Origin of the sequence: Agrococcus terreus (assembly GCF_014645235.1) — a bacterium.
Classification (GTDB): domain Bacteria; phylum Actinomycetota; class Actinomycetes; order Actinomycetales; family Microbacteriaceae; genus Agrococcus; species Agrococcus terreus.
Genome location: NZ_BMLM01000002.1, coordinates 512,807 through 533,545, shown reverse-complemented (window position 1 = coordinate 533,545; position 20,739 = coordinate 512,807). Strand labels below are relative to the sequence as shown.

Below are 20,739 nucleotides of genomic sequence, written 5' to 3'. Positions count from 1 at the left end.
GCGCTCGGCACACCTGCAGGCGCATGCTGCTGGACGCGGCGCTCGCGGTCGTCGCCCTGTGCGTGACGGGCACCGGAGGTCCGACGACGAGCGCCCGGGGTGTCCCCAGGGGGCTCCCACCGACTTGTCCCCCAAGCGTGCGACCATGGACGCTTCGAGCACCTCGACCGCCGCACCTCGCGCCCGCTCCCGCGGTCGCCGGCGACCGCCCTGGGAGGCGCGATGCACGCCACGGACCCCTTCGAACCGGGGTCCACGATCGACGGCCGATACACGGTGCTCGGGAGGCTCGGGGTCGGCGGCATGTCCACCGTGCTGCGCGCGCACGACGGCCGCCTCGATGTGGACGTCGCCGTCAAGATGCTCCTGGGTGCACCCACCGACCCGTCGTCCGCCCGCCGCGCGCAGTCCGAGGTCCGGCTGCTCACCTCGCTGCAGCACGAGTCGCTCGTCACCCTCCTCGACGCCGGCTCGGTCGACGTCGGCGGGAGGAGCGTCGCCTACATCGTCATGGACCTCGTCGACGGCCCCACGCTCTCGGAGCGCCTCGACGAGGGGCCGATGAGCGTGGGCGACGTCGCCCACATCGGTCGCGCGACGGCCAGCGCGCTCGCGCTCGTGCACGCGCGCGGCATCGTCCACCGCGACGTCAAGCCCGGCAACATCCTGCTGGCGCCTTCGCACGACCCGGAGCACGAGGCCGACGCGAAGCTCGCCGACTTCGGCATCGCCTCCGTCGTCGACGCCACGCGGATCACGGCCACGGGCACGGTGCTCGGCAGCGCCGCATACGTCAGCCCCGAGCAGGCCGCCGGGCAGCGGGTCGGCACGGCCGCCGACGTGTACTCCCTCGGGCTCGTGCTGCTCGAGGCGCTCACGGGCGAGCAGGAGTTCCAGGGGTCGATGGTCGAGGTGCTCTCGGCGCGGATGCTGCGCGACCCGGTCGTGCCGCGCTCGCTGGGGGAGGAGTGGGGCTCGCTGCTCACGGCCATGACCTCGCGGCTCCCCGTGGCTCGCCCGACCGCGGCCCGCGTCGCGTTGGCGCTCGCGGCGGTGCCGACCGACGTCTCGGTCGAGGAGGATCCGCCCCTCGTCTCCACCCACCCGATGCCGGTGGCGGCCGCCGCCGAGACCGGTGGCCGCCGTCGGCGCCGTGCGGCGGCGCTGGTGGTCGGCGGAGCGGTCGCCGCGGGACTCGTGGGGCTCGGCGCCGTCGTCGCGCTGCAGGGCCAGGCGGATGCCGAACGGGCCGAGCCGCCCGCGGCGGTCTCGCAGCCGCCGGCCGAGCCGTCGGAGGCGGCGCCGACCGAGGAGGCGGCGCCGACCGAGGAGGCGGACGACGCCACGACATCCTCGTCGGAGGGGGCGGAGGCAATGACGGCGGACACGGGCGCCGTCGTGGAGCAGGCGGTCGTGGCGCCCGCGACGGGCACTGTCGGCAGCACCTCCTCCGGCAACGGCAACGGCAACGGCAACGGCAGCGGGAACGGCGGCGGGAACGGCGGTGGCGGAACCGCTGATCCGGGCAGCGGCTCGGGCAACGGCTCAGGAGGCGGCTCGGGCAGCGGCTCGGGCAACGGCTCAGGAGGCGGCTCGGGCAGCGGCTCGGGCAACGGCTCAGGAGGCGGCTCGGGCAGCGGCTCGGGCAACGGCTCAGGAGGCGGCTCGGGCAACGGCTCAGGAGGCGGCTCGGGCAGCGGCTCCGGCAACGGCTCGGGCGGCAACGCCCCGGGCGCCGGCCGTCAGGGCGACGACGGCTGACCCGTGGGACCGGAAGCCGGATCCACCTGAGTCCCCGGTGCATGCGGCGTCCCCCACCGCGTGCGACCATTGCCGCGGTCGAGCCCGCTCGACCCGCCGCTCCTGACGCCCGCGCCCCTCGCGCGGTCGGCGGCCAGCCTGGGAGTCCCCGTGGATGCATCCGACCCGTTCGCACCGGGCACGTCGATCGACGGCCGGTACACGGTCGAGGGGAAGCTCGGCTCGGGCGGCATGTCGACGGTGCTGCGCGCGCACGACGAGCACCTCGACCTACCGGTCGCCGTGAAGGTGCTGCTCGGCGCCCCGACCGATCCGGTCACCGCGCGCCGCGCGCAGCACGAGGTGCAGGTGCTCTCGTCGCTGCAGCACGAGTCGCTCGTCACGCTGCTCGACGCCGGCCAGCTCGACGTGCTCGGCCGCAGCGTCGGCTACCTCGTCATGGACCTCGTCGACGGACCGACGCTCGCGGGCCTGCTCGAGAGCGGGCCCATGGATGCGGGCGACGTCGCGCAGGTGGGCCGCGCGATCGCGGGCGCGCTCGCCGAGGTGCATGCGCACGGCGTCGTGCACCGCGACGTCAAGCCGGGTAACATCCTGCTCGCCGCCTCGAACGTTCCTGACCGCGCCTTCGACGCGAAGCTCGCCGACTTCGGCATCGCCTCCTTCATCGACTCGACGCGCATCACGATGACGGGCACGGTGCTCGGCAGCGCCGCCTACGTGAGCCCGGAGCAGGCGTCCGGCGAGCGCGTCGGCCCGCCGACCGACGTCTACGCGCTGGGCCTGATCCTGCTCGAGGCGCTGCAGGGCGCGCCCGTGTACCAGGGCGCCCTCATGGAGATGCTCACCGCTCGGATGCTGCGCGACCCGGCCGTGCCGGAGTCGCTGGGACCGGCGTGGTCGGCGCTGCTGACGGCGATGACGGCGCGAGACGCCGCAGCGCGCCCGTCGGCGGCCGACGTGGCGGATGCGCTGGCGCACGTGCCGGGTGACGTGCACGTGGACCGGCGCGCGGGCTCGCGGCTCGGGCCGGTGGCCATCGCGACCGACGTGGAGCCGCTCGAGCGGCGCCGTCGCCGCCGTCGCGCGGCGATCATCGGCGGGGTCGCGGTCGCCGCGGCGGTCGTCGGGCTCGGCGCCGTCGTGGCACTGCAGCCGACGACCGCGGAGCCGGCGTCCGAGCAGCCGGTCGCCGTGACGCAGCCGCCCGCAGACGAGTCGCCCGCCGTCGTGGCGGACGACGTCGTGGGCGTGGCTGTCGACGACGAGGCGGATGCGGGCGCGGACGCCGTCGACGCTGCCTCGGCAGGCACCGCCGCGGTCGTTCCAGCGGCGGGCTCCGCGGATGCGGCGGACGTCGAGCCGGTCTCGGCGGGCTCGGCAGCGCCTGCTGCGACCGTCGAGCCCGACGCCGACGCCGACGCCGACGGGAGCTCGAACGGCAACGGCAACGGGAACGGCAGAGGGAACTCCACCGGGAACGGCAACGGGAGCGGCAACGGGAACCCGACCGGGAACGGAAGCTCGAACGGGAACGGCAACGGCCGCGACGCCAACAGCGGCAGCGGTCCGGGCCAGAACAGCGGCAACGGGCGCGGTCCGAGCGCCGAGCGCTGACGACGCGGCCCGCTGCTCCGCGTCTCACGGTCGGCAGCCGCTCGGCTGCGGCTCGCACGCCGCCTAGGCTGGATCGGTGGCGTCGCAGGGGCTCAGGACCGGGGAGATCGAGGCCGTCGGCGGCGGCGCATCCGCCGCACCCGCACCGCGCGGCGGCCGGATCTGGGCGCTGCTGCAGGCCGCCGTGGTCGCGGCGGCGTTCTCGATGCTGCTCGCCGGCACGAACGCCATGAACCCGCTCCTGCCCGTCTACCGCGACCTGCTGGGGCTCGATCCGCTCGTGCTCTCGCTCACCTTCGTCAGCTACGTCACGGTGCTCGTCGCCGTGCTGCTGCTCCTGGCCCGGCCGCGGGCCACGCGGCTCGCCGCGCCGCTGCTGCTCGCGGCGCTCGCGACGTCGATCGGGTCGGATGCGCTGCTGTGGGTCGAGCAGGAGTGGTCGATCCTCGCGGGCCGCGCCGTCGCCGGCGTCGCCGGCGGCATCGGCACCGGCGCCGCGGCTGCGCTCGTGGTCGCCGCCGTGGGCGCGCCGGGTCGAGCGCTGTCGGCGACCGGCAACCTCGTCGGCGCGGTGCTCGGCACCGCGTGGTCGCAGGCGGTCGCAGGCGCGCTCGTCGCCGACGCCCCGCGCGCGGTCGCCCTCGGTCACGCGGGCATCGTGCTCGTGCTCCTCGCGCTCGCGGCGGTGGTGCTCGGGGTGCGCCGGCGGGCGAACCGCGCCGCGCTCGAGGACCTGGGCGGCGCGACCGCGAGGCTGCGCCTGGACGCCGACGCTGCGCGCTCGCTCGGCATCGGGGCGATCGGCTGGATCGGCCTCAGCACCGCGACCGTGTTCGGGGCGACGGTGTTCGCAGACCTCGGCCGACCGGTCGTGCAGGCCGTCGGCCCGGCGCTGCTGCTCGGCTCGAGCGCCGCAGCGCAGCTCGCGAGCCCCTGGTTGGCGCGCGTCGCGCCGCGGGCGAGCGGGGCGCTCGTCGTCGTCGCCGGCGTCGCGGGCATCGTCGCGGGGGCGCTCGGGGCGCTCGACGCGGTCGCGCTCGTCGGCTTCACGCTGGTCGGCGCGGGGGTCGGCGTCTCGTACCGCGTGGGCCTCGTCGCGCTGACGCGCGGCACCACTCCGGCCAGGCAAGGGGCGCTGTCGTCGCTCTATGCAGCGGTGACCTACGCCGCCGCCGCCGTCGGCGCGCTCCTGGTCGGCTGGATCGCCGTCGACACCGGGCTCGCCGTCGCGGCGCTCGGAGCGCTCACGGCGATCGGCGTCGCCGCGCTGCTCGCGGTGCTGTGGGCGCCGCGCCTCGGCGACACGCTCGAGCCGGGCCGCCCGTAGGATCCCTCAGCGCGCCGCCACCCGATGCCGCTAGGCTTGGGGGAGGGTGCAAGGCCCGACCAGACGCGTCGCTGCTACGGCGCGCAATCAGCACCCTGGAGGATGCATGGCAACCGGAACCGTCAAGTGGTTCGACTCGGGCAAGGGCTTCGGCTTCATCGCCCCCGATGACGGCGGCAAGGACCTGTTCGCCCACTACAGCCAGATCGCTTCGAGCGGCTTCAAGACGCTCGAGGAGGCTCAGGCCGTGGAGTTCGAGGTCGTCGAGGGCACGAAGGGCCCGCAGGCCGCGAACATCCGCCCGCTCTGATCTGACCTGATCGAGGCGCGACGCGCCCCGATTGGCGCTCGGGCCAGTGGTCGGCTAGTCTGATCCCTGGCCCGAGAAGGCCAAGCGCCCGTAGCTCAACGGATAGAGCATCTGACTACGGATCAGAAGGTTGGGGGTTCGAGTCCCTCCGGGCGCGCACTGTGTTGAGACAGTAGGAGGCCACCTGCGGAAGCAGGTGGCCTTCGTGGTTGCTCGACGATCGAGGTCGCTACCCAATCGGCTGGTATGGTCACTCCGGCCCTCATCGTCCGCTGGCGTGGAGGCAAGGACGCCCGGGGCCTCATCGACTCCACTTCCTTGCCTGCTGGTGGCAGTGCGCCGACCATTGAATGTGCTCGATGAGGAATGCTCTGCGTCAGAGACTCGAGGGCATGTCGCGAGCCCTCGCTCCGACGGTCACATGGAGCGAGCTGCCAGCAACCGACATCTCCTTGTTCGATGCAGACGATTCTGCCCTGGTCTCCGGCGCTGCTCACGATGTGACGATGCGCATCTGGCAGGTCGGGGTGAACCTGGTGGTCGATGTCAGCGGCTCGGATCTCGAGGTTGAGATGCCGATGCGCGGTCGACCGCTGGAGCTGGTGCTTGGCCAGTTCGACCGCAGTCCAGTTCACGAAGTCACGAGTGAGCTCTGGCCGCCGTATGCATCTTGGCGATGGATCGATCTTGGCGGCGGCGTCGCGCTGACCTACGTTGGCCGCTTGACGACCATGGACCGGTTGGCCAGGCGACTGCCGTGGTACCGAGAAGAGCGACGCACGCTCGGTGGTGAAGGGCGTCGTGGCCTCGAAGATCGCGAAGCATGAGCGGTCGACCGTTGTGGCGAGGCGACGTTCACCCTGACCGGCGGCGGACCGCAATGGCAGTACTCGGTACGCGCGCCCATCCGCAGCCCGGGCAGTTGTTGTCGCGCAGCGCGTGATGATCACGCGGGCAGACACCCCACCATCGAAACCGAGCAGGAACCGCAGTCACGCAAGATCCAGGTAGACAGGACTCATGAGCATCTTCGATCTTCCTTTGCGCACAGAGGAAGGGCCGTGGACGACGGAGGTGGTTTCGCGGGTCAGCGGATCCGGGCTTCTCGCAACGACCCTGACTCGTGGAGTCTCCAGCCTCTCGTCGATCGTCGCAGCACCTGGACTCGCCCAGGCGGTCAAAGAGATGAACCTCTTGGTCGGCGCCAAGTCGCGGCTGGACGGCATAGAAGCGTTCGAGAACCTCAGGACGCTGGTGATCTCTGGTCCGCTGAGGCCGCAGTCCGCGTCACTACCGGCTAGCGTCGAGCGCTACTTGGGTCCGATTTGGAGTCCACTCGTTCGCGCTCCTGGTCTGAAGAACCTGGACAACTACGACAGCAAGTTCGCATTCGATGAGTTGATCGTGGAAAGTCCCCTCGAGCATCTGGATCTGAAGAGGGCGAAGTCGCTGCGCAGCCTCCCTAAGTTGGCCTCTCCTGAACTGCTCCGAACTCTTCGGATCACAGACACTCGGCATCTCGACCTCCGCGGGATCCGTGAATGCACGAATCTCGAAAACCTGATACTAGGTGATATCAAGATGCTCACCAACTGGGGGGAGCTGCGGTCGCTGCCCGCACTCAAAACACTGACTCTGGAATGGGTGGCCGGTGTCGACACTCCCGCCACGCTGATCGATCTGCTTCACGTCAGGAACGGTGCGATCTATGAGAGTCGCGCCTTCCCGGAAGCGTTGCGCCTGGAGGCAAGGAGAAGACTGGGGAACAGGTACGACGACTCTTGGCTCGTCTGAAGCGGTCTCCGGGATCCGGGTGCGGCGCCGAGGTTAAGCGAGCCGTCCAGCGCCACCCCGTCAGGCCGACCCGCTCCACGGCGCGGGCGAGATCACCCACAGGGCGACCGCCGGCCGATCGCCCTCCACGCGCCAGGTGTGCGGCTCCCGCCCCGGCAGCGTCAGCGCATCGCCCGCCTCGAGCAGCACCTCGCGGTCCGTCAGTCGCACCGAGATCGTGCCCTCGACGACGTGCAGCACCTCGACCTCGCAGTTGATCGTGTAGAGGTCGGCGCCGCCGTGCGCGTCGGGCGCGAGCTCGCTGCGCAGCAGCTGCACCCGCGACTCGTGGCGGGGCGAGAGCAGGCGCTCGTCCGCCCCCTCGCCGCCCAGGTTGATGCGCGGCGCATCCGCCCAGCGCACCCGCTGCACGTCCGGCTCCTCGAAGAGGGCGCCGACGGGCACCGACAGCACCTGGCACAGCTGCACGAGCGTCGCGACGCTCGGCGACGTCTCGTCGCGCTCCACCCGGCTGAGGAAGCCCTTCGACAGCTCGGCGCTCGCCGCCACCTGGCTGAGCGAGAGGCCCTGCGCGAGGCGTGCGCCCCGCAGCCTCGCCCCGATCGCGACGGCGCTCGAGTCGGCAGAGGGGTGGATCGGGCGCATCGGGGCTCCTCGGTGTGCAGCGGACGAGTGCTCGACGGACCGGGCGCTTGACGGACCGGCGCGCCGCGTTCTACGGTGACGACGCAGCGTTGCCCCCAGAGTATCGAGAGTTGTCAAATATGCAACCCACCCCCGTCGGTCCGATCGACGCGAGCGCCGTGCCCCGGTTCGCCGGCATCGCCACCTTCGCGCGGCTTCCGCGCCTCGACGAGGTGGGCCGCGCCGACATCGCCGTCGCGGGCGTGCCCTTCGACAGCGGCGTCTCGTACCGCCCGGGCGCGCGCTTCGGGCCTGCCCACGTGCGGGAGGCGTCGCGGCTGCTGCGCCCCTACAACCCGGCGCAGGACGTCTTCCCCTTCGGCGCCCAGCAGGTGGCCGACGCGGGCGACCTCGTGGCCAACCCGTTCGACCTGCAGGACGCCGTCGCGGGCATCGAGGCCGGCGCCCGCGAGCTGCGCGAGCGCGCCGACCGGTTCGTCGTCATCGGCGGCGACCACACGATCGCCCTGCCGCTGCTCCGCGCGGTGCACGCCGAGCACGGCCCCGTGGCCGTGCTGCACTTCGACGCCCACCTCGACACGTGGGACACCTACTTCGGCGCGCCCGTCACCCACGGCACGCCCTTCCGCCGCGCCTCCGAGGAGGGCCTGATCGACCTGACGGCGAGCATGCACGTCGGCACGCGCGGTCCGCTCTACGACAAGGACGACCTGGCCGACGACGAGCGGCTGGGCTTCTCGGTCGTCACGAGCGAGTTCGTCGAGGAGCACGGCGTCGCGGCCGCGATCGACCGGATGCACGCGCGCATCGGCGACGCGCCGCTGTACGTGTCGATCGACATCGACGTGCTCGACCCCGCGCACGCGCCCGGCACCGGCACGCCCGAGGCCGGCGGGCTCACGAGCCGCGAGCTGCTGCGCATGCTGCGCGCGCTCGCCGGTCGCCGCATCGTCGGCGCCGACGTCGTCGAGGTCGCTCCGGCCTACGACCACGCGCAGCTCACCGCCGTCGCGGCCAGCCACGTCGTCTACGAGCTGCTGAGCGCCATGGCGCCCCGCACGGGAGGGGGCTCCGATGCGCACGCCTGACGCCGCGGAGGTCGAGGCCGCCGTCGACGCGATCGTCGCGGCCTTCGCCGCCACCGACACCGAGCGATACTTCGCGGCCTTCGCGCCGAGCGCCTCGTTCGTGTTCCACACCGAGCCGCGCCGGCTCGACGACCGCGCGGCGTACGAGGCGCTGTGGCGGTCGTGGCTCGCCGAGGGCTGGCACGTGATCGCCTGCAGGTCGACCGAACGGCTCGTGCAGCCGCTGCCGGGCGGCGCCGTCCTCACGCACACCGTCGACACGACCGTCGAGACCGGGGCGGGGCAGGAGTCCTACCGCGAGCGCGAGTCGATCGTGCTCGCCCTCGACGGCGACCGCCTCGTCGCGGTCCACGAGCACCTGTCGCCCCTGCCCGCAGCCGCCCCCTGATCCCAGCACCGGCCGCGCCGGCGCCCAGCCACGAGCCCCGCGCGGGCTCCGCATCCGTCGAAGGAGACCGATGACGCTCTACTCCCGCCTCGAGCGACGCCTGCAGGCCGATGCCGACGACGCCGGCCCCGTGCGCGGCACCTACTCGTCGCGCCGGATGCTCATGATCTGGCTCGCCGCGAACCTCGTCGTGACGACGCTGCTCACCGGCACCCTGCTCGTGCCCGACGTGCCCTACGGGCTCGTGCTCGGCCTCATCGTCGCGGGCACGGTGCTCGGGGCGTGCGTGCTCGTGCTCGTGGGCGCGATCGGCACCCGCACGGGCCTCCCGACGATGGCGCTCACCCGTGCCTCGTTCGGCACGCGCGGCAGCCTGCTCCCGGCCGCCGCGAACCTCGTCATCCTCATGGGATGGAGCTGGGTGCAGGCGATGCTCGCCGGCATCTCGCTCGACTGGCTCGTCGCGAGCGTCACCGGCTTCTCGAGCCCGGTGGTCTTCGCGATCCTCTGCCAGGCCATCGTGGTGGTGCTCGCGATCTTCGGCCACGCCGGCGTCGCGCGCGTCGAGCCGTGGTTCGCCGCCGTCATCCTCGCCATCGCCGCCTACGTCGCGATCACTGCCTTCACGACCTTCTCGCCGGCCGAGTTCGCCGCCATCCCGGCGCCCGCCGAGCCGTTCTACACGCCGGGCCTCGTCTTCGACGTCGTGCTCGCGACCGCCATCTCCTGGACGGTGCTCTCGGCCGACTTCAACCGCTTCGCCCGCACGGTGCGCGGCGGCGCGATCGGCGCCGGCATCGGCTACACGCTCTCGACCGTCGTCGCGATGGCCGTCGGCGCCACCGCGATCGGCTTCGTCGTGCTCCGCGGCGGCGAGGCCGTGCCGTTCGACCCGGCGACGATCATCGAGCCCTTCGGCCCGCTCTTCGCCGTCGCGATCTTCCTCTCGGTCATGGCGACGAACACGATGGTCGTCTACGGGATGGTGACCACGGTCGTGAACGCGCTGCCCGGTCGGCGCGTGCCCTTCCTCGCGACCGCGCTCGTGCTCGGCGCGATCTCGGTCCTGGGGTCGACGTTCTTCGGCCTCCTCGACCAGTTCACGACCTTCCTCGTGACGATCGGGGCGCTCTTCGCGCCGGTGTTCGCGATCATGATCGTCGACTTCTACCTGCTGCACCGGCGCTCGTACAGCGCCGACCTGCTCGAGCCGCGGGGCGGGCGGTACTGGTTCTCGGGAGGCGTCAACTGGATCGCGGTGGGCTCCTGGCTCGTCGGGGCGACCCTCGCCTACGTGTGGGCATACGTCGTGCCGCTCCCGTTCGGCGCGACCGTGCCGAGCTTCGTCGTCACCTTCGCGCTCTACCTCGTCGTCTCGATGGTCGCCGGGCGGCGGCGCGAGCCGGAGGCCGCCCGCCACCTCGCCGACGCCGATGCCCGCTGACGCGGCGGCGCGCTGGCCGCGCCTCGTCGACCTGACGCATCCCGTCCGCGACGGCATGCAGGTCTACCCCGGCGACCCCGCGGTCGAGGTCGTGGCCGCGCTCACGCTCGGCCACGACGGCGTCGCGGTGGAGCGGCTCGCGATGGGCTCGCACACGGGCACGCACGTCGACGCGCCCTCGCACACCGTCGAGGGCGGCCGGACGATGGCCCAGGTCGTTCTCGACGAGCTCGTCGGCGAGGCGCTCGTGCTGCGGGTGCCGGGCCTCGCGGATGGCGCCGGCGTCGGCTGGGAGGCGCTCGAGGCGGCGGGTCCGGTGCCGGATGCGGTGCCGCCGATCGTCGTGGTCGCGACCGGCTGGTCGGCGCACTTCGGCACCGAGCGCGCCCTCCGCCATCCGTGGCTCGAGGGCGCCGCCGCGCGCGAGCTCGTGCGCCGCGGGATGCGCGTGCTCGCGGTCGACGCGCTGAGCCCCGATGCGACGGGCGAGGGCGCGGCCGAGGGCACGAGCTTCCCGGTGCACGAGGCGGTGCTCGGCGCCGACGGCTGCATCGTCGAGAACCTCGTCGTGCCGGACGACCTGCCCGCGCGCATCCGGATCGGCATCTTCCCGCTGCGCCTCGGCGGCGACGGCGCGCCCGTCAGGGCGGTCGCCTTCCTCGACTGAGCCGCAGCGCCGGCCGTGGCGCCGCGTGCACGGCGCACACCACCCCCGCTGCCGCTCCGGCCCCGGCGGTAGCCTCGGGTCGCCAAGGGCGCACGACGGAAGGACCGGCCATGGCCAACGCACTCGTCACGGGCGCATCCCGCGGGATCGGCCGCGCCACCGCTGTGGAGCTCAGCCGACGCGGCGATCGCGTCGCCGTCCACTACGGATCGGACGCCGCGGCGGCCGACGAGACCCTCGGCCTGCTCGAGGGCTCCGGCCACATCGTCGTCGGCGGCGACCTCGCCGATCCGGGGGCGGCGCAGCGGGTCGTGGCCGAGGTCCTCGACGCCTTCGGCCATGTCGACCTGCTCGTCAACAACGCCGCGATCGCGCCGAGCCCGGCTACCGAGCACGCGATCGGCGAGGTCTCGTACGAGCGATGGACGCAGGTGTGGGAGCAGATGCTCGACCTCGACCTGCGCGGCCCCGCGAACGTGACCTTCCTGGTGGCGGAGGCGCTCATCGCGCAGGGCCGACCGGGCTCGATCGTCAACGTCGGCTCGCGCGGCGCGTTCCGCGGCGAGCCGGAGTACCCGGCCTACGGCGCCGCGAAGGCCGGCCTGCATGCCTTCGGCCAGTCGATGGCCGTCGCCCTCGCGCCGCACGGCATCGCCGTGACGAGCGTCGCGCCCGGCTTCGTCGGCACGGAGCGGCAGGAGTCGAGGCTCGCCGGCAGCGAGGGCGACGCGGTGCGCGCCCAGAGCCCCTTCGGCCGGGTCGGCACCCCGGAGGAGGTGGCCCACGCCATCGCGTTCCTCGCCTCGCCCGACGCGCAGTGGGCCTCGGGCGCGGTCCTCGACCTGAACGGCGCCTCGCACCTGCGCACCTGAAGCATCCGCTGAGCGCGACGTCCCTTCGTCCGGCTCGCAGGGACGCCTCGGCATGATGGCGGCGTGCGGGCGTCCGTCCCGCAGAGGACGGAGCCCGACGTGAGCGAACCGATCGTCGTGCTGCTCCACGGCTGGCCCGGGCTGCCCTCGGACTACGACGCCGCGCGGGCGCTGCTGCCCGGCGTGCGCGTCGAGGTGCCGGTGCTGGCGGGCCTGGGCGACGGGTTCGCGGGGCCGATGGCGCCCGGCGCCGCGTCGGCGGCCGCGCATGCCGAGCGGCTGCTCGCGGCGCTGCCGGACGACGCACCGCTGGTGGTCGTCGGCTACGACATCGGCAGCCGGATCGCGCAGGCGATGGTGCGAGCCGCGCCCGAACGGATCGTCGGCGCCGTGCTGACCCCCGGCTATCCCGGCATCGGCGACCGCGCGGGCGCCGCCGCCCTGGCGGACCGCTTCTGGTACCAGCACTTCCACCGGACGCTGCTCGCCGAGCGGCTCATCGACGGGCGGGAGGACGCCGTGCGCGAGCACCTGGCGTTCCTGATCGAGGCGTGGTCGGGCGACGCCTCCGTCGTCGCGGGGCCCCGGTTCGAGGAGGTCGTGCGCGCCTACGCCAGGCCGGGCGCGTTCACGGCGAGCATCGCCTGGTACCGCGACAACGTCGGCTACGCCGAGGGTCGGCGCTCTCGCATCCCGACGACGATGCTGTGGCCCGAGCGCGACCCGCTCTTCCCCATCGAGTGGGCCGACGAGCTGCCCGCATGGTTCGAGCGGGTCGAGCTGCGCATCGTGCCGGGCGGCCACTTCGTGCCCATCGAGGCCCCGGAGGCGATGGCCTCGGCGATCCTGGCTCGCCTCCTGCGCTGACGGCGGCCGGCCGGCCGAGCCCTCAGAGCGCCTGCACGCCCTCCAGCGCCTCGAGCGCGCGATCGAAGATCGGCGTGAGCGGCAGCGCGCCGGCCCCCTCGCCCGCGCACAGCCGCTCCTCGATCGTGAGCCGCACGAGCACCGAGATCCACTCGGCGAGCGCGCGCAGCTGCAGCGCGTCGCGGCCGGTCGCCTCGACCAGGGCCTGCACGAACGCCTCGTCGCGGTCGTGCTCCTGCCGCAGCGCCGCCGCGAGCAGGGTGGGCTCGTCGGCGATGAGCCGGCGCACCCGCAGGTGGCGGCGATGCCCTTCGGCGTCCGCCTCGATGATGGCCATCTGCTCGCGCCAGAAGGCGACCAGCTGCGGGCGCAGGGGAGCGGCGGCGTCGATGCCCGCGGCGGCGGCGGCCATGGCGCCGGCGAGCTCGCTGTCGTCGAGCACCGCCTGCTCCTTCGTGCCGCACACGCGGTAGAAGGTGCGCGGCGAGATGCCGGCCGCCGCCGCGATGTCCTCGACCGTGGTCGCGGCCACCCCCTGCCGCTCGAACAGGTCGATCGCCGCGTCGGCGATCTCGCGCCGGGTCTGCGAGCGCCGTCGCTCGCGCAGGTCGGTCGCGTGCCGATCCTCGGTGCTCGTCATGCCGCCATGCTACGGTAGTCCCCGCCGACATGGCAGTCACTGCCAAGTCGGCACGCACACGCAGAACGAGAGACGATGAGCAGCGCCACCGACACCGCATCCACCCCGACCATCCGCCCGGACGCCGCGCCCGTCGCAGCCGCACCGATGACCGCGCCGCGCCCCGGCCCCGTGCTGGCCCTGCTCGTCGCGAGCGCCTTCGTCGTGATCCTCAACGAGACGATCATGGGCGTCGCGATCCCGCAGCTCACGGTCGACCTCGGCATCACCACGAGCACCGCGCAGTGGCTGACGACCGGCTTCCTGCTCACGATGGCGGTCATCATCCCCATCACGGGCTTCCTGCTGCAGCGCGTGCCGCTGCGCGCCCTGTTCTTCGTCGCCATGGGCTTGTTCACGGCCGGCACCCTCGTCGCGGCGATCGCACCCGGGTTCGGGGTGCTGCTCGTCGGCCGCGTCGTGCAGGCCGCCGGCACGGCGATCATGATGCCGCTGCTGTTCACCACGGTGCTGTCGGTGGTGCCCCCGGAGCGGCGCGGCCGCTTCATGGGCGTCGTCTCGGTGGTCATCGCCGTCGCGCCCGCCGTCGGTCCCACGGTCTCGGGCCTCATCCTGTCGGCCTTCGAGTGGCGCTGGCTCTTCGTGTTCGTGCTGCCGATCGCGGTGCTGTCCCTGATCCTCGGCGGCGTCTTCGTGCGCAACCTCACCGAGACGAAGCCGGGCCGCCTCGACCTCGTGTCGGTGCCACTGGCCGCGATCGGCTTCGGCGGCCTCATCTTCGGCCTCGCGTCGCTCGGGGAGTCGGCCGAGGGCAACGAGGGCGTGCCCGTCTGGGTGCCGATCGCGATCGGCGTGCTCTCGCTCGGTGCGTTCGTGTGGCGCCAGCTGTCGCTCGGTGGCACCGACCGCGTGCTGCTCGACCTCGCCGTGTTCCGCACCCGCCCGTTCTCGCTCGCGGTCGTGCTGGTGGTCGTCGTGTTCGCCGTGCTCCTCGGCACGCTCATCCTGCTGCCGCTGTACCTGCAGCAGGTGCTCGGCCTCGACACGCTCGCGACCGGCCTCATGCTGCTGCCCGGCGGCGTGCTCATGGGCGTCGCGGCACCGGTCGTCGGCGCGCTCTTCGACCGCTTCGGCCCTCGCCCGCTCGTGCTGCCCGCCGCGATCGTCACGAGCGGCGCGCTGTGGTGGATGACGACGCTCGACGAGGCCTCGACCGTGCCGACGATCATCGCGATGCACCTCGTGCTCAACCTCGGCCTCGCGTTCATGTTCACGCCGCTGCTCACCTCGGCGCTCGGCTCGCTGCCGCGCCGCCTCTACTCGCACGGCTCGGCGGTCATGTCGACGCTGCAGCAGGTGGCCGGCGCCGCAGGCACCGCGCTGTTCGTGACCCTCATGGCGGTGGGCGCCGCGAGCGCCGCGGCCGACGGGGCGAGCGGTGCGGCGGCGATGAGCTCGGGCGTGCACGCGGCGTTCGTCGTGGGCGCCTCGCTCTCGCTCGCGGCCGTCGTGCTCGCCGCGTTCGTGCGGGGCGACGCCGCGGCCGACGAGGGCGCGGATGCGGGGGAGCGGACGATCGCGCACTGAGCCGCCGATCGTGCACTGAGCCGCCCGGCGGTGGCGGCGCTCAGGCCGCCGTCACCGTTCGGCGCATCACGGTGTTCCTCAGTCCCTTCGGCCGGATGAGCGCGAAGCCGGCTCGCTCGTACATCGCGCGGGTGCCGTTGTAGACGAACGAGCTGCTCATCCGCTGCTCGCCCACCTCGTGCGGGTAGCCCTCGACGACCCCGCCGCCCGCGGCCGCGATGAGCTCGAGCGCGCCGCCCAAGGCGATCTCCGCGTAGCCGCCGCGCCGGTGCCGCTTGTCGACGAAGATGCACGTGATGCGGTGATCGGGCACGAGGTCGGCCTCCGCGTCGTACTGCTTGCGGTGGTGGATGTTCGGCAGCTCCTCGGGCGTGCCGTACTCGGCCCAGGCGATCGCCTCGTCGCCGAGCATGACGAGCGCGGCGTGCGCCCGCCCCTCATCCACGAGCCGCCGCTTGTAGTCCCGGCTGCCGTCGGCGCCCGGCGCCCGATCCGCGCACGCCGGGTGGAAGTACGTGCACCAGCAGCCGCCGAAGATCCCGCCGTGGCGCTCGACGAGGTCGGCGAACGCGGACCAGGTGGCCGGGCTCAGGGCCTCGACCCGGTGCGCGGCCGTCGTCATGCCGCCGAGCGTAGGTCTGCGCGGCCCTGTCGTCCAGGGCCGCTGGTCGATGCGGGCCTCAGCGCGCCGCGTCTCGGCCGTCGTCCACGACGCCGGGGGCGGGTGTCGCGTCGGGGAAGTGCGAGCGCAGGGCGTCGACGCCCCGCTGCGGCCGTGCGTGCTCCGCCATCGACGCCCTGCGCTCGCGCGTCCGCGCCGTGTCGAGCCCGAGCGCGCGCTCGCGGTCGGCCTCGAGCGACGCATCGGTCTCGCCGTCGCGGTTGAACGACCACATCAGCATGGGCTCGCCGAGCGGCAGGGAGTGCCCGCCCCCGACGTCGTGCCGTCCGGTGTGCCAGGTGTGCCAGGTCTTGCCGTAGCTGTTGAGCAGCCGCCGCATGAGTGCGTCCTCCGCGGCCGCCGGCAGACCCGGCGCCACGAGGGAGCCGCCGAGGATCTCGTAGTTGTGCGGATGCCAGAGGCGCTGCTCGTCGTCGTCGAGGGTCTCGAAGAGCGCCTCCGAGACGATGTACTCGATGCCGATGAGGTTCGCGTCGGCGGCGTTCCCGTCGAAGATCGTCGCCTCGATGAGGTCGTCGTTCACCACGCGGCAGAAGTGGTGCGCCTCCATCTGCATCGAAGGGTCGTCCTTGGCCGGGTGGAAGCCCACGACGTAGACGTCGAAGGCGTGCAGGGGCGGCGTCGACTGCAGCGCCTTCGCACCCAGCTCGAGGGCCTGCAACGACCATGGCTTGCCGGATCCTGCCGGTTCGGTCGGGCTCTTCCGTCGCATCGCGTCCTCCTCGTGGTCCGTCGCGGGTGCGGCGACCGTACGCGCCGCGGATGGGGGACAGGTGGATGTGGCGTCCGCGTCGCCGCACCGGGCTTGCGCTTATCGATCACATGGTCAACAATGGCCGACAGCCCGCCGCGCAGTCGGGGCGGGCCGGGACGGGCGAAGGAGCCTCATGACCACGATCGAGCAGCAGAGCGGAGCCGCGCAGCGCGGCGTCTCGCGCAAGGGACTGGGCGTCGGGAAGGTGGGCGCCATCGGCGGCGCCATCATCGGCGTCTCCGCGGTGGCGCCCGCGTACACGCTCACCTCTGGCCTCGGCCCGGTGGTGGCCGAGGTTGGCCTGCAGGTGCCGGCCGTGCTGCTCATCGGCTTCGTCCCGATGCTCTTCGTGCTCTTCGGCTACCGCGAGCTGAACGCCGCCATGCCCGACTCCGGCACGAGCTTCACCTGGGCCACGCGCGCGTTCGGGCCGTGGCTCGGCTGGATGGCGGGCTGGGGCCTCGTCGCCTCCACCATCCTGGTGCTCTCGAACCTCGCGGCCGTCGCCGTCGACTTCCTCTTCATCCTGCTCGCGCAGATCACCGGCGACGAGTCGCTCGCCGACCTCACGCGCGTGCTCTGGCTCAACCTGCTCTGCACGGGCCTGTTCGTGGCCGGCGCCGCGTGGATCAGCTACCGCGGCGTCGAGGCGACGAAGAAGGTGCAGATCGGCCTCGTGATCTTCCAGCTCGGCGCGCTCGGCTGGTACGTCGTCGCCGCGCTCGTCGCGGTCGCGAACGGCGACGGCTTCGACCCGCAGCAGGTGGACGCCTCCTGGTTCGACCCCTTCGCCGCCTCGAGCCTGTCGGCGCTCTCGGCCGGCGTCTCGCTCGCGATCTTCCTCTTCTGGGGCTGGGACACCGTCGTCACGATGAACGAGGAGGCGAAGGACCCCAAGCGCACGCCCGGCCGTGCCGCCATCGCGACGATCGTCATCACGATGGCCGTCTACCTCTTCGTCACCATCGCGACCCTCGCCTACGCGGGCGTCGGCGAGACCGGCCTCGGCGCCGGCAACCCCGAGAACCAGGAGTCGATCTTCGCCGTGCTCTCGGCGCCCATCATGGGCCCGTTCGCGATCCTCGTCTCGATCGCGATCCTGCTCAGCTCGGCCGCCTCGCTGCAGTCGACGATGATCTCGCCCTCCCGCACGATCCTCGCGATGGGCCACTACGGCGCGATGCCGAGCGCGTTCCGCACGGTGAGCCCGCGCTTCCGCTCGCCCTCGGTCGCCACGCTCGCGTCGGCGATCGTCGCGATGGCGCTCTACGCCGTCATGCGCGTGCTCTCCGAGAACGCGCTCTGGGACACCATCAGCGCCCTCGGCATGATGGTCTGCTTCTACTACGGCATCACGGGCCTCGCGGCCGCGTGGTACTTCCGCCGCTCGTGGCGCTCGGGCGTGCGGCGCGCGCTGTCGCGGATCGTGCTGCCGCTGCTCGGCGGGCTCGCGCTCCTGGCGCTGTTCTGCAAGACCGCCGTCGACTCGATCGACCCGGCCTTCGGCTCGGGCTCGGCGCTCTTCGCGACCCGATACGACGCCGACGGCATGGCGCAGGACGGCATCGGCCTCGTCTTCGTCGCGAGCGTCGGCATCCTGCTGCTGGGCGTCGTGCTCATGCTCGTGCAGGCGGCCCGCCACCCCGCGTTCTTCCGCGGCGAGGTGCTGCCCGTGGCGGTCGACGACCCGGATGCGGCGGACGACGACGAGCTCGCCCACGACGAGGGCGCCGCGACCGCCGAGCGGAACTGACGGACCGCCGACGCGGGCGGGCGTGCCCGCGCCGGATGGATGGCCGGGGCGGGCGGGCGTGCCCGCCCCGGTGGGGGAGGATGGCGGCATGGAGACGACGACCGAGCCCGCGGCTCCCCGCCGCCGCGTCCGGCGGTCGCCCGACGACCGCCGCGCCGAGATCGCCGCGACCGCCCGGGCGATCGCGCTCGAGGAGGGCCTCGACGCCGTGACGCAGCGCGCCGTCGCCGGGCGCGCCTCGATGGCCGCGGCGCTCGTCGCGCACTACGTCGAGAGCATGGACGCGCTCGTCGCCGACACCTTCTCGGAGGTCGTCGCCGAGGAGATCGTCGAGGTGCGGGCGCTCGTGGCCGACGAGCCCGACGCGATCGCCGGCATCGGCGCGCTCATCGACGCGGCCATCGACCCCGAGCGGCAGGACGTCACCTCGCTGTGGGTGCAGGCGTGGTCGCTCGGCCGCCGCAACACGGCGCTCGCCGACGCCGTGCGGCTGCGCATGGACGAGTGGCTCGGCATCATCAGCGGCACGATCCGGGCCGGCGTCGACGCCGGCTCGATGCGCTGCGACGACGTCGACGGCACGGCGCTGCACCTGCTCGCGATGATCGACGGCCTCAACGCGCACGAGCTCGTGCACTGGGGCGGCCCGGCCGCGCAGGGCGCGATCGCGAAGCGGGCGGCCGAGGGGATGCTCGGGCTCGCGCCCGGCGCGATCGCCGACTGACCCGCGCACGACGACGGGGCGGCAGGGTCGCCCCCGCCGCCCCGCTTCGCCGGCTCAGCCGAGCGGCGGCGTCCGCGGCGGCGCGGTGCGCCGCTCGCCCGTCGCCTCGACGGCGGCGGCGAGCGCGAGCAGCGCAGTGTCGTCGTAGGCGCGGCCGGCGATCGTGAGCCCCACCGGCATCCCGATGTCGGCCATCGTGCCCATCGGCACGGTGACGGTCGGCACGCCGAGGTGCCGGATCGCGAGGTTGCCGTTCGCCACCCACACGCCGTTGCGCCAGGCGAGGTCGGCCGAGGCGGGGTCGACGTCCGCGTCGGCGGGCCCGACGTCGGCCATCGCGGGGAAGGCGATCGCGTCGAGGCCGAGCTCGTCCATCCACGCCTCGAGGTCGACGCGGCGCGTCTCCTCGAGGCCGCGCAGGCCCGCCTCGAGCTCGGGGATCTCGAGGAACGAGCCGACCCGATGCGTGCGCACGTGCGCGGGGTAGTCGGCGATGTCGTCGTCGAAGCCGTCGTAGCGGTCGGGGAGCGCGCCCTCGGGGTGCGGGAAGATCCGCGCGCCGTCGACGTCGACGAGCGACGACAGTGCCGGGTCGCCGTTCGCGGCCAGGAAGTCCTCCCACGCCCAGGCCGAGAGGTCGACGATCTCGCGGTGCAGGAAGGCCTCGGTCACGAGGCCGCGCGTGCGGATCGTGGGCGCGCCGGCGCGGTCGCCCTCGTAGTTCGTCACCATCGGCAGGTCGACGTCGATCACCTCCGCGCCCGCCGCCTCGAGGTCGCGCCGCAGCGCCTCCCAGAGCCGGAGCGAGCTCGGCCGCGGATCGATCCGCTGCCCGGTGGGGCCGCCGATGCCGGTGGCGCCGACGCCCTGCTCGGGGTCGGCGCCGAGGAACATGCGCGGTGCGCCGATGCGCTTCCCGGCGAGCGCCGCGCGAGCGGCGGCGGCGCCGGCGGGGGCGAGCGCCGCGTACGACGCCGGCCGCACCGCGGATGCGGCGGGGATCGGCACCCATGGCTGCGCCCGCCACAGGTCCCCGCGCACCTCCGGGTCGTCGGCGACGACCGCGTCGAGCACCGCGAGGAGGTCCTCCATGGTGCGGGCGTGCGGCACGACGAGGTCCATCGTCGGCACGAGCGGCCAGTTGCCGCGCACCGAGATCACGCCGCGCGAGGGCGTGTACGCGCAGAGCGCGTTGCACGAGGCGGGCGCCCGGCCGCTCGACCACGTCTCCTCGCCGAGGCCGAAGGCCGCCATGCTCGCGGCGGTGGCGGTGCCCGAGCCGTTCGACGACCCGGAGCCGAACGCCGAGGTGAGGAAGTCGGCCGAGTAGGGGCTCTCGGCGCGACCGTAGGCGCCGCGCTGCATGCCTCCGTTCGCCATCGGCGGCATGTTCGTGAGCCCGAGGCAGATCGCGCCCGCGGCGCGCAGCCGCTCGATCGTGAACGCGTCGCGCTGCGCGACGAGGTCGACGAACGCGGGGCTGCCGGCGGCGGCGGTGAGGCCGCGCACGAGGTAGCTGTCCTTCGCCGTGTACGGGATGCCGTCGAGCGGGCCGAGCGCGCGGCCCGCCGCGCGGCGCTGGTCGGAGGCGCGGGCCTCCTCGAGCGCGTCGGGGTTCCGCACGACCACGGCGTTCAGGGCGGTCACGGTGCTCGGCGCATCGTAGGCGTCGATGCGCGCGAGGTAGGCCTCGACGAGGTCGACGCTCGTCGCCGCACCGGCTTCGAGCCAGGCGCGCAGCTGCGCGATCGACGCCTCGTGCACCTCGACGCGGCCCTGCGCCCCGGCATCCGGGACGACGCTGTCCTGGGGGGCCATC

20 protein-coding genes and 1 tRNA gene are annotated in these 20,739 nt (G+C 73.5%); 16 read left to right on the top strand and 5 right to left on the bottom strand.

The annotated features are described in order from the left end of the window. The first annotated feature begins 222 nt into the window (after positions 1-222). From IEW90_RS12415 to IEW90_RS12385, 7 genes are all read left to right on the top strand, one after another. Positions 223-1,761: a serine/threonine-protein kinase gene (locus IEW90_RS12415; protein WP_188718587.1), complete on the top strand. Its 1,539-nt coding sequence runs from the start codon at positions 223-225 to the stop codon at positions 1,759-1,761. 150 nt (positions 1,762-1,911) lie between these two features. Beyond that, positions 1,912-3,378 carry a serine/threonine-protein kinase gene (locus IEW90_RS12410; protein WP_188718586.1) on the top strand — a complete coding sequence of 489 codons (1,467 nt, stop codon included), beginning with the start codon at positions 1,912-1,914 and terminating at the stop codon, positions 3,376-3,378. A gap of 76 nt (positions 3,379-3,454) precedes the next feature. After that, a complete protein-coding gene (locus IEW90_RS12405; protein ID WP_188718585.1) occupies positions 3,455-4,705 on the top strand; it encodes a hypothetical protein in 1,251 nt (416 codons plus the stop codon). Between the two features lie 106 nt (positions 4,706-4,811). Then, positions 4,812-5,015: a cold-shock protein gene (locus IEW90_RS12400; protein WP_188718584.1), complete on the top strand. Its 204-nt coding sequence runs from the start codon at positions 4,812-4,814 to the stop codon at positions 5,013-5,015. Positions 5,016-5,099: 84 nt separating this feature from the next. After that, positions 5,100-5,172, top strand: a tRNA-Arg gene (locus tag IEW90_RS12395). A gap of 235 nt (positions 5,173-5,407) precedes the next feature. Beyond that, the gene (locus IEW90_RS12390; RefSeq protein WP_188718583.1) at positions 5,408-5,842 is read left to right on the top strand and encodes a hypothetical protein; all 435 of its coding nucleotides are present in this window, start codon (positions 5,408-5,410) and stop codon (positions 5,840-5,842) included. A gap of 193 nt (positions 5,843-6,035) precedes the next feature. After that, positions 6,036-6,809, top strand: coding sequence for a hypothetical protein (locus IEW90_RS12385; protein WP_188718582.1), 774 nt, complete (start codon positions 6,036-6,038; stop codon positions 6,807-6,809). Between the two features lie 60 nt (positions 6,810-6,869). On the opposite strand, the gene IEW90_RS12380 is transcribed toward IEW90_RS12385, so the two are convergent. Further along, a complete protein-coding gene (locus IEW90_RS12380; protein WP_188718581.1) occupies positions 6,870-7,454 on the bottom strand; it encodes a helix-turn-helix domain-containing protein in 585 nt (194 codons plus the stop codon). Between the two features lie 119 nt (positions 7,455-7,573). On the opposite strand from IEW90_RS12380, the gene speB reads away from it, so the two are divergent. From speB to IEW90_RS12350, 6 genes are all read left to right on the top strand, one after another. Then, the gene (gene speB / locus IEW90_RS12375; RefSeq protein ID WP_188718580.1) at positions 7,574-8,542 is read left to right on the top strand and encodes an agmatinase; all 969 of its coding nucleotides are present in this window, start codon (positions 7,574-7,576) and stop codon (positions 8,540-8,542) included. Further along, positions 8,529-8,930: a nuclear transport factor 2 family protein gene (locus IEW90_RS12370; RefSeq protein WP_188718579.1), complete on the top strand. Its 402-nt coding sequence runs from the start codon at positions 8,529-8,531 to the stop codon at positions 8,928-8,930. Before speB ends, IEW90_RS12370 begins: the two co-directional genes overlap by 14 nt. Before the next feature lie 70 nt (positions 8,931-9,000). Further along, the gene (locus IEW90_RS12365) at positions 9,001-10,374 is read left to right on the top strand and encodes a purine-cytosine permease family protein (protein ID WP_188718578.1); all 1,374 of its coding nucleotides are present in this window, start codon (positions 9,001-9,003) and stop codon (positions 10,372-10,374) included. Further along, on the top strand, positions 10,364-11,041 hold the full coding sequence (locus IEW90_RS12360) for a cyclase family protein (RefSeq protein ID WP_188718577.1): 678 nt from the start codon (positions 10,364-10,366) through the stop codon (positions 11,039-11,041). Before IEW90_RS12365 ends, IEW90_RS12360 begins: the two co-directional genes overlap by 11 nt. 110 nt (positions 11,042-11,151) lie before the next feature. Next, positions 11,152-11,913, top strand: a complete 762-nt coding sequence (locus IEW90_RS12355) for an SDR family NAD(P)-dependent oxidoreductase (RefSeq protein WP_188718576.1) — start codon at positions 11,152-11,154, stop codon at positions 11,911-11,913. Between the two features lie 99 nt (positions 11,914-12,012). Next, positions 12,013-12,780, top strand: coding sequence for an alpha/beta fold hydrolase (locus IEW90_RS12350; protein ID WP_229679664.1), 768 nt, complete (start codon positions 12,013-12,015; stop codon positions 12,778-12,780). Between the two features lie 22 nt (positions 12,781-12,802). On the opposite strand, the gene IEW90_RS12345 is transcribed toward IEW90_RS12350, so the two are convergent. Further along, positions 12,803-13,420, bottom strand: a complete 618-nt coding sequence (locus IEW90_RS12345; protein WP_188718575.1) for a TetR/AcrR family transcriptional regulator — start codon at positions 13,418-13,420, stop codon at positions 12,803-12,805. Between the two features lie 75 nt (positions 13,421-13,495). Between IEW90_RS12345 and IEW90_RS12340 the strand changes: the two genes are divergently transcribed. After that, positions 13,496-15,007 carry an MDR family MFS transporter gene (locus IEW90_RS12340; protein WP_188718574.1) on the top strand — a complete coding sequence of 504 codons (1,512 nt, stop codon included), beginning with the start codon at positions 13,496-13,498 and terminating at the stop codon, positions 15,005-15,007. Positions 15,008-15,047: 40 nt separating this feature from the next. Here the strand turns inward: IEW90_RS12340 and IEW90_RS12335 are convergent, their stop codons facing one another. Further along, on the bottom strand, positions 15,048-15,629 hold the full coding sequence (locus IEW90_RS12335) for a GNAT family N-acetyltransferase (protein ID WP_188718573.1): 582 nt from the start codon (positions 15,627-15,629) through the stop codon (positions 15,048-15,050). Positions 15,630-15,687: 58 nt separating this feature from the next. Further along, the gene (locus IEW90_RS12330; protein ID WP_188718572.1) at positions 15,688-16,401 is read right to left on the bottom strand and encodes an OBAP family protein; all 714 of its coding nucleotides are present in this window, start codon (positions 16,399-16,401) and stop codon (positions 15,688-15,690) included. A gap of 175 nt (positions 16,402-16,576) precedes the next feature. On the opposite strand from IEW90_RS12330, the gene IEW90_RS12325 reads away from it, so the two are divergent. Together IEW90_RS12325 and IEW90_RS12320 are read left to right on the top strand one after the other, a co-directional pair. Further along, positions 16,577-18,196 carry an APC family permease gene (locus IEW90_RS12325; RefSeq protein WP_188718571.1) on the top strand — a complete coding sequence of 540 codons (1,620 nt, stop codon included), beginning with the start codon at positions 16,577-16,579 and terminating at the stop codon, positions 18,194-18,196. An 88-nt stretch (positions 18,197-18,284) separates the two neighbouring features. Next, on the top strand, positions 18,285-18,920 hold the full coding sequence (locus IEW90_RS12320; RefSeq protein WP_188718570.1) for a TetR/AcrR family transcriptional regulator: 636 nt from the start codon (positions 18,285-18,287) through the stop codon (positions 18,918-18,920). 54 nt (positions 18,921-18,974) lie between these two features. Here the strand turns inward: IEW90_RS12320 and IEW90_RS12315 are convergent, their stop codons facing one another. Then, positions 18,975-20,738: an amidase gene (locus IEW90_RS12315; RefSeq protein ID WP_188718569.1), complete on the bottom strand. Its 1,764-nt coding sequence runs from the start codon at positions 20,736-20,738 to the stop codon at positions 18,975-18,977. Between the last annotated feature and the right edge of the window lies 1 nt (position 20,739).

What these genes read in the sequence shown, in the direction of transcription:
- IEW90_RS12415 (WP_188718587.1), top strand. Translation starts at nt 223, where the DNA reads ATGCACGCCACGGACCCCTTCGAACCGGGGTCCACGATCGACGGCCGA.
- IEW90_RS12400 (WP_188718584.1), top strand. Translation starts at nt 4,812, where the DNA reads ATGGCAACCGGAACCGTCAAGTGGTTCGACTCGGGCAAGGGCTTCGGC.
- IEW90_RS12390 (WP_188718583.1), top strand. Translation starts at nt 5,408, where the DNA reads ATGTCGCGAGCCCTCGCTCCGACGGTCACATGGAGCGAGCTGCCAGCA.
- IEW90_RS12385 (WP_188718582.1), top strand. Translation starts at nt 6,036, where the DNA reads ATGAGCATCTTCGATCTTCCTTTGCGCACAGAGGAAGGGCCGTGGACG.
- IEW90_RS12380 (WP_188718581.1), bottom strand. Translation starts at nt 7,454, where the DNA reads ATGCGCCCGATCCACCCCTCTGCCGACTCGAGCGCCGTCGCGATCGGG.
- speB (WP_188718580.1), top strand. Translation starts at nt 7,574, where the DNA reads ATGCAACCCACCCCCGTCGGTCCGATCGACGCGAGCGCCGTGCCCCGG.
- IEW90_RS12370 (WP_188718579.1), top strand. Translation starts at nt 8,529, where the DNA reads ATGCGCACGCCTGACGCCGCGGAGGTCGAGGCCGCCGTCGACGCGATC.
- IEW90_RS12365 (WP_188718578.1), top strand. Translation starts at nt 9,001, where the DNA reads ATGACGCTCTACTCCCGCCTCGAGCGACGCCTGCAGGCCGATGCCGAC.
- IEW90_RS12360 (WP_188718577.1), top strand. Translation starts at nt 10,364, where the DNA reads ATGCCCGCTGACGCGGCGGCGCGCTGGCCGCGCCTCGTCGACCTGACG.
- IEW90_RS12355 (WP_188718576.1), top strand. Translation starts at nt 11,152, where the DNA reads ATGGCCAACGCACTCGTCACGGGCGCATCCCGCGGGATCGGCCGCGCC.
- IEW90_RS12345 (WP_188718575.1), bottom strand. Translation starts at nt 13,420, where the DNA reads ATGACGAGCACCGAGGATCGGCACGCGACCGACCTGCGCGAGCGACGG.
- IEW90_RS12340 (WP_188718574.1), top strand. Translation starts at nt 13,496, where the DNA reads ATGAGCAGCGCCACCGACACCGCATCCACCCCGACCATCCGCCCGGAC.
- IEW90_RS12335 (WP_188718573.1), bottom strand. Translation starts at nt 15,629, where the DNA reads ATGACGACGGCCGCGCACCGGGTCGAGGCCCTGAGCCCGGCCACCTGG.
- IEW90_RS12330 (WP_188718572.1), bottom strand. Translation starts at nt 16,401, where the DNA reads ATGCGACGGAAGAGCCCGACCGAACCGGCAGGATCCGGCAAGCCATGG.
- IEW90_RS12325 (WP_188718571.1), top strand. Translation starts at nt 16,577, where the DNA reads ATGACCACGATCGAGCAGCAGAGCGGAGCCGCGCAGCGCGGCGTCTCG.
- IEW90_RS12320 (WP_188718570.1), top strand. Translation starts at nt 18,285, where the DNA reads ATGGAGACGACGACCGAGCCCGCGGCTCCCCGCCGCCGCGTCCGGCGG.
- IEW90_RS12315 (WP_188718569.1), bottom strand. Translation starts at nt 20,738, where the DNA reads ATGGCCCCCCAGGACAGCGTCGTCCCGGATGCCGGGGCGCAGGGCCGC.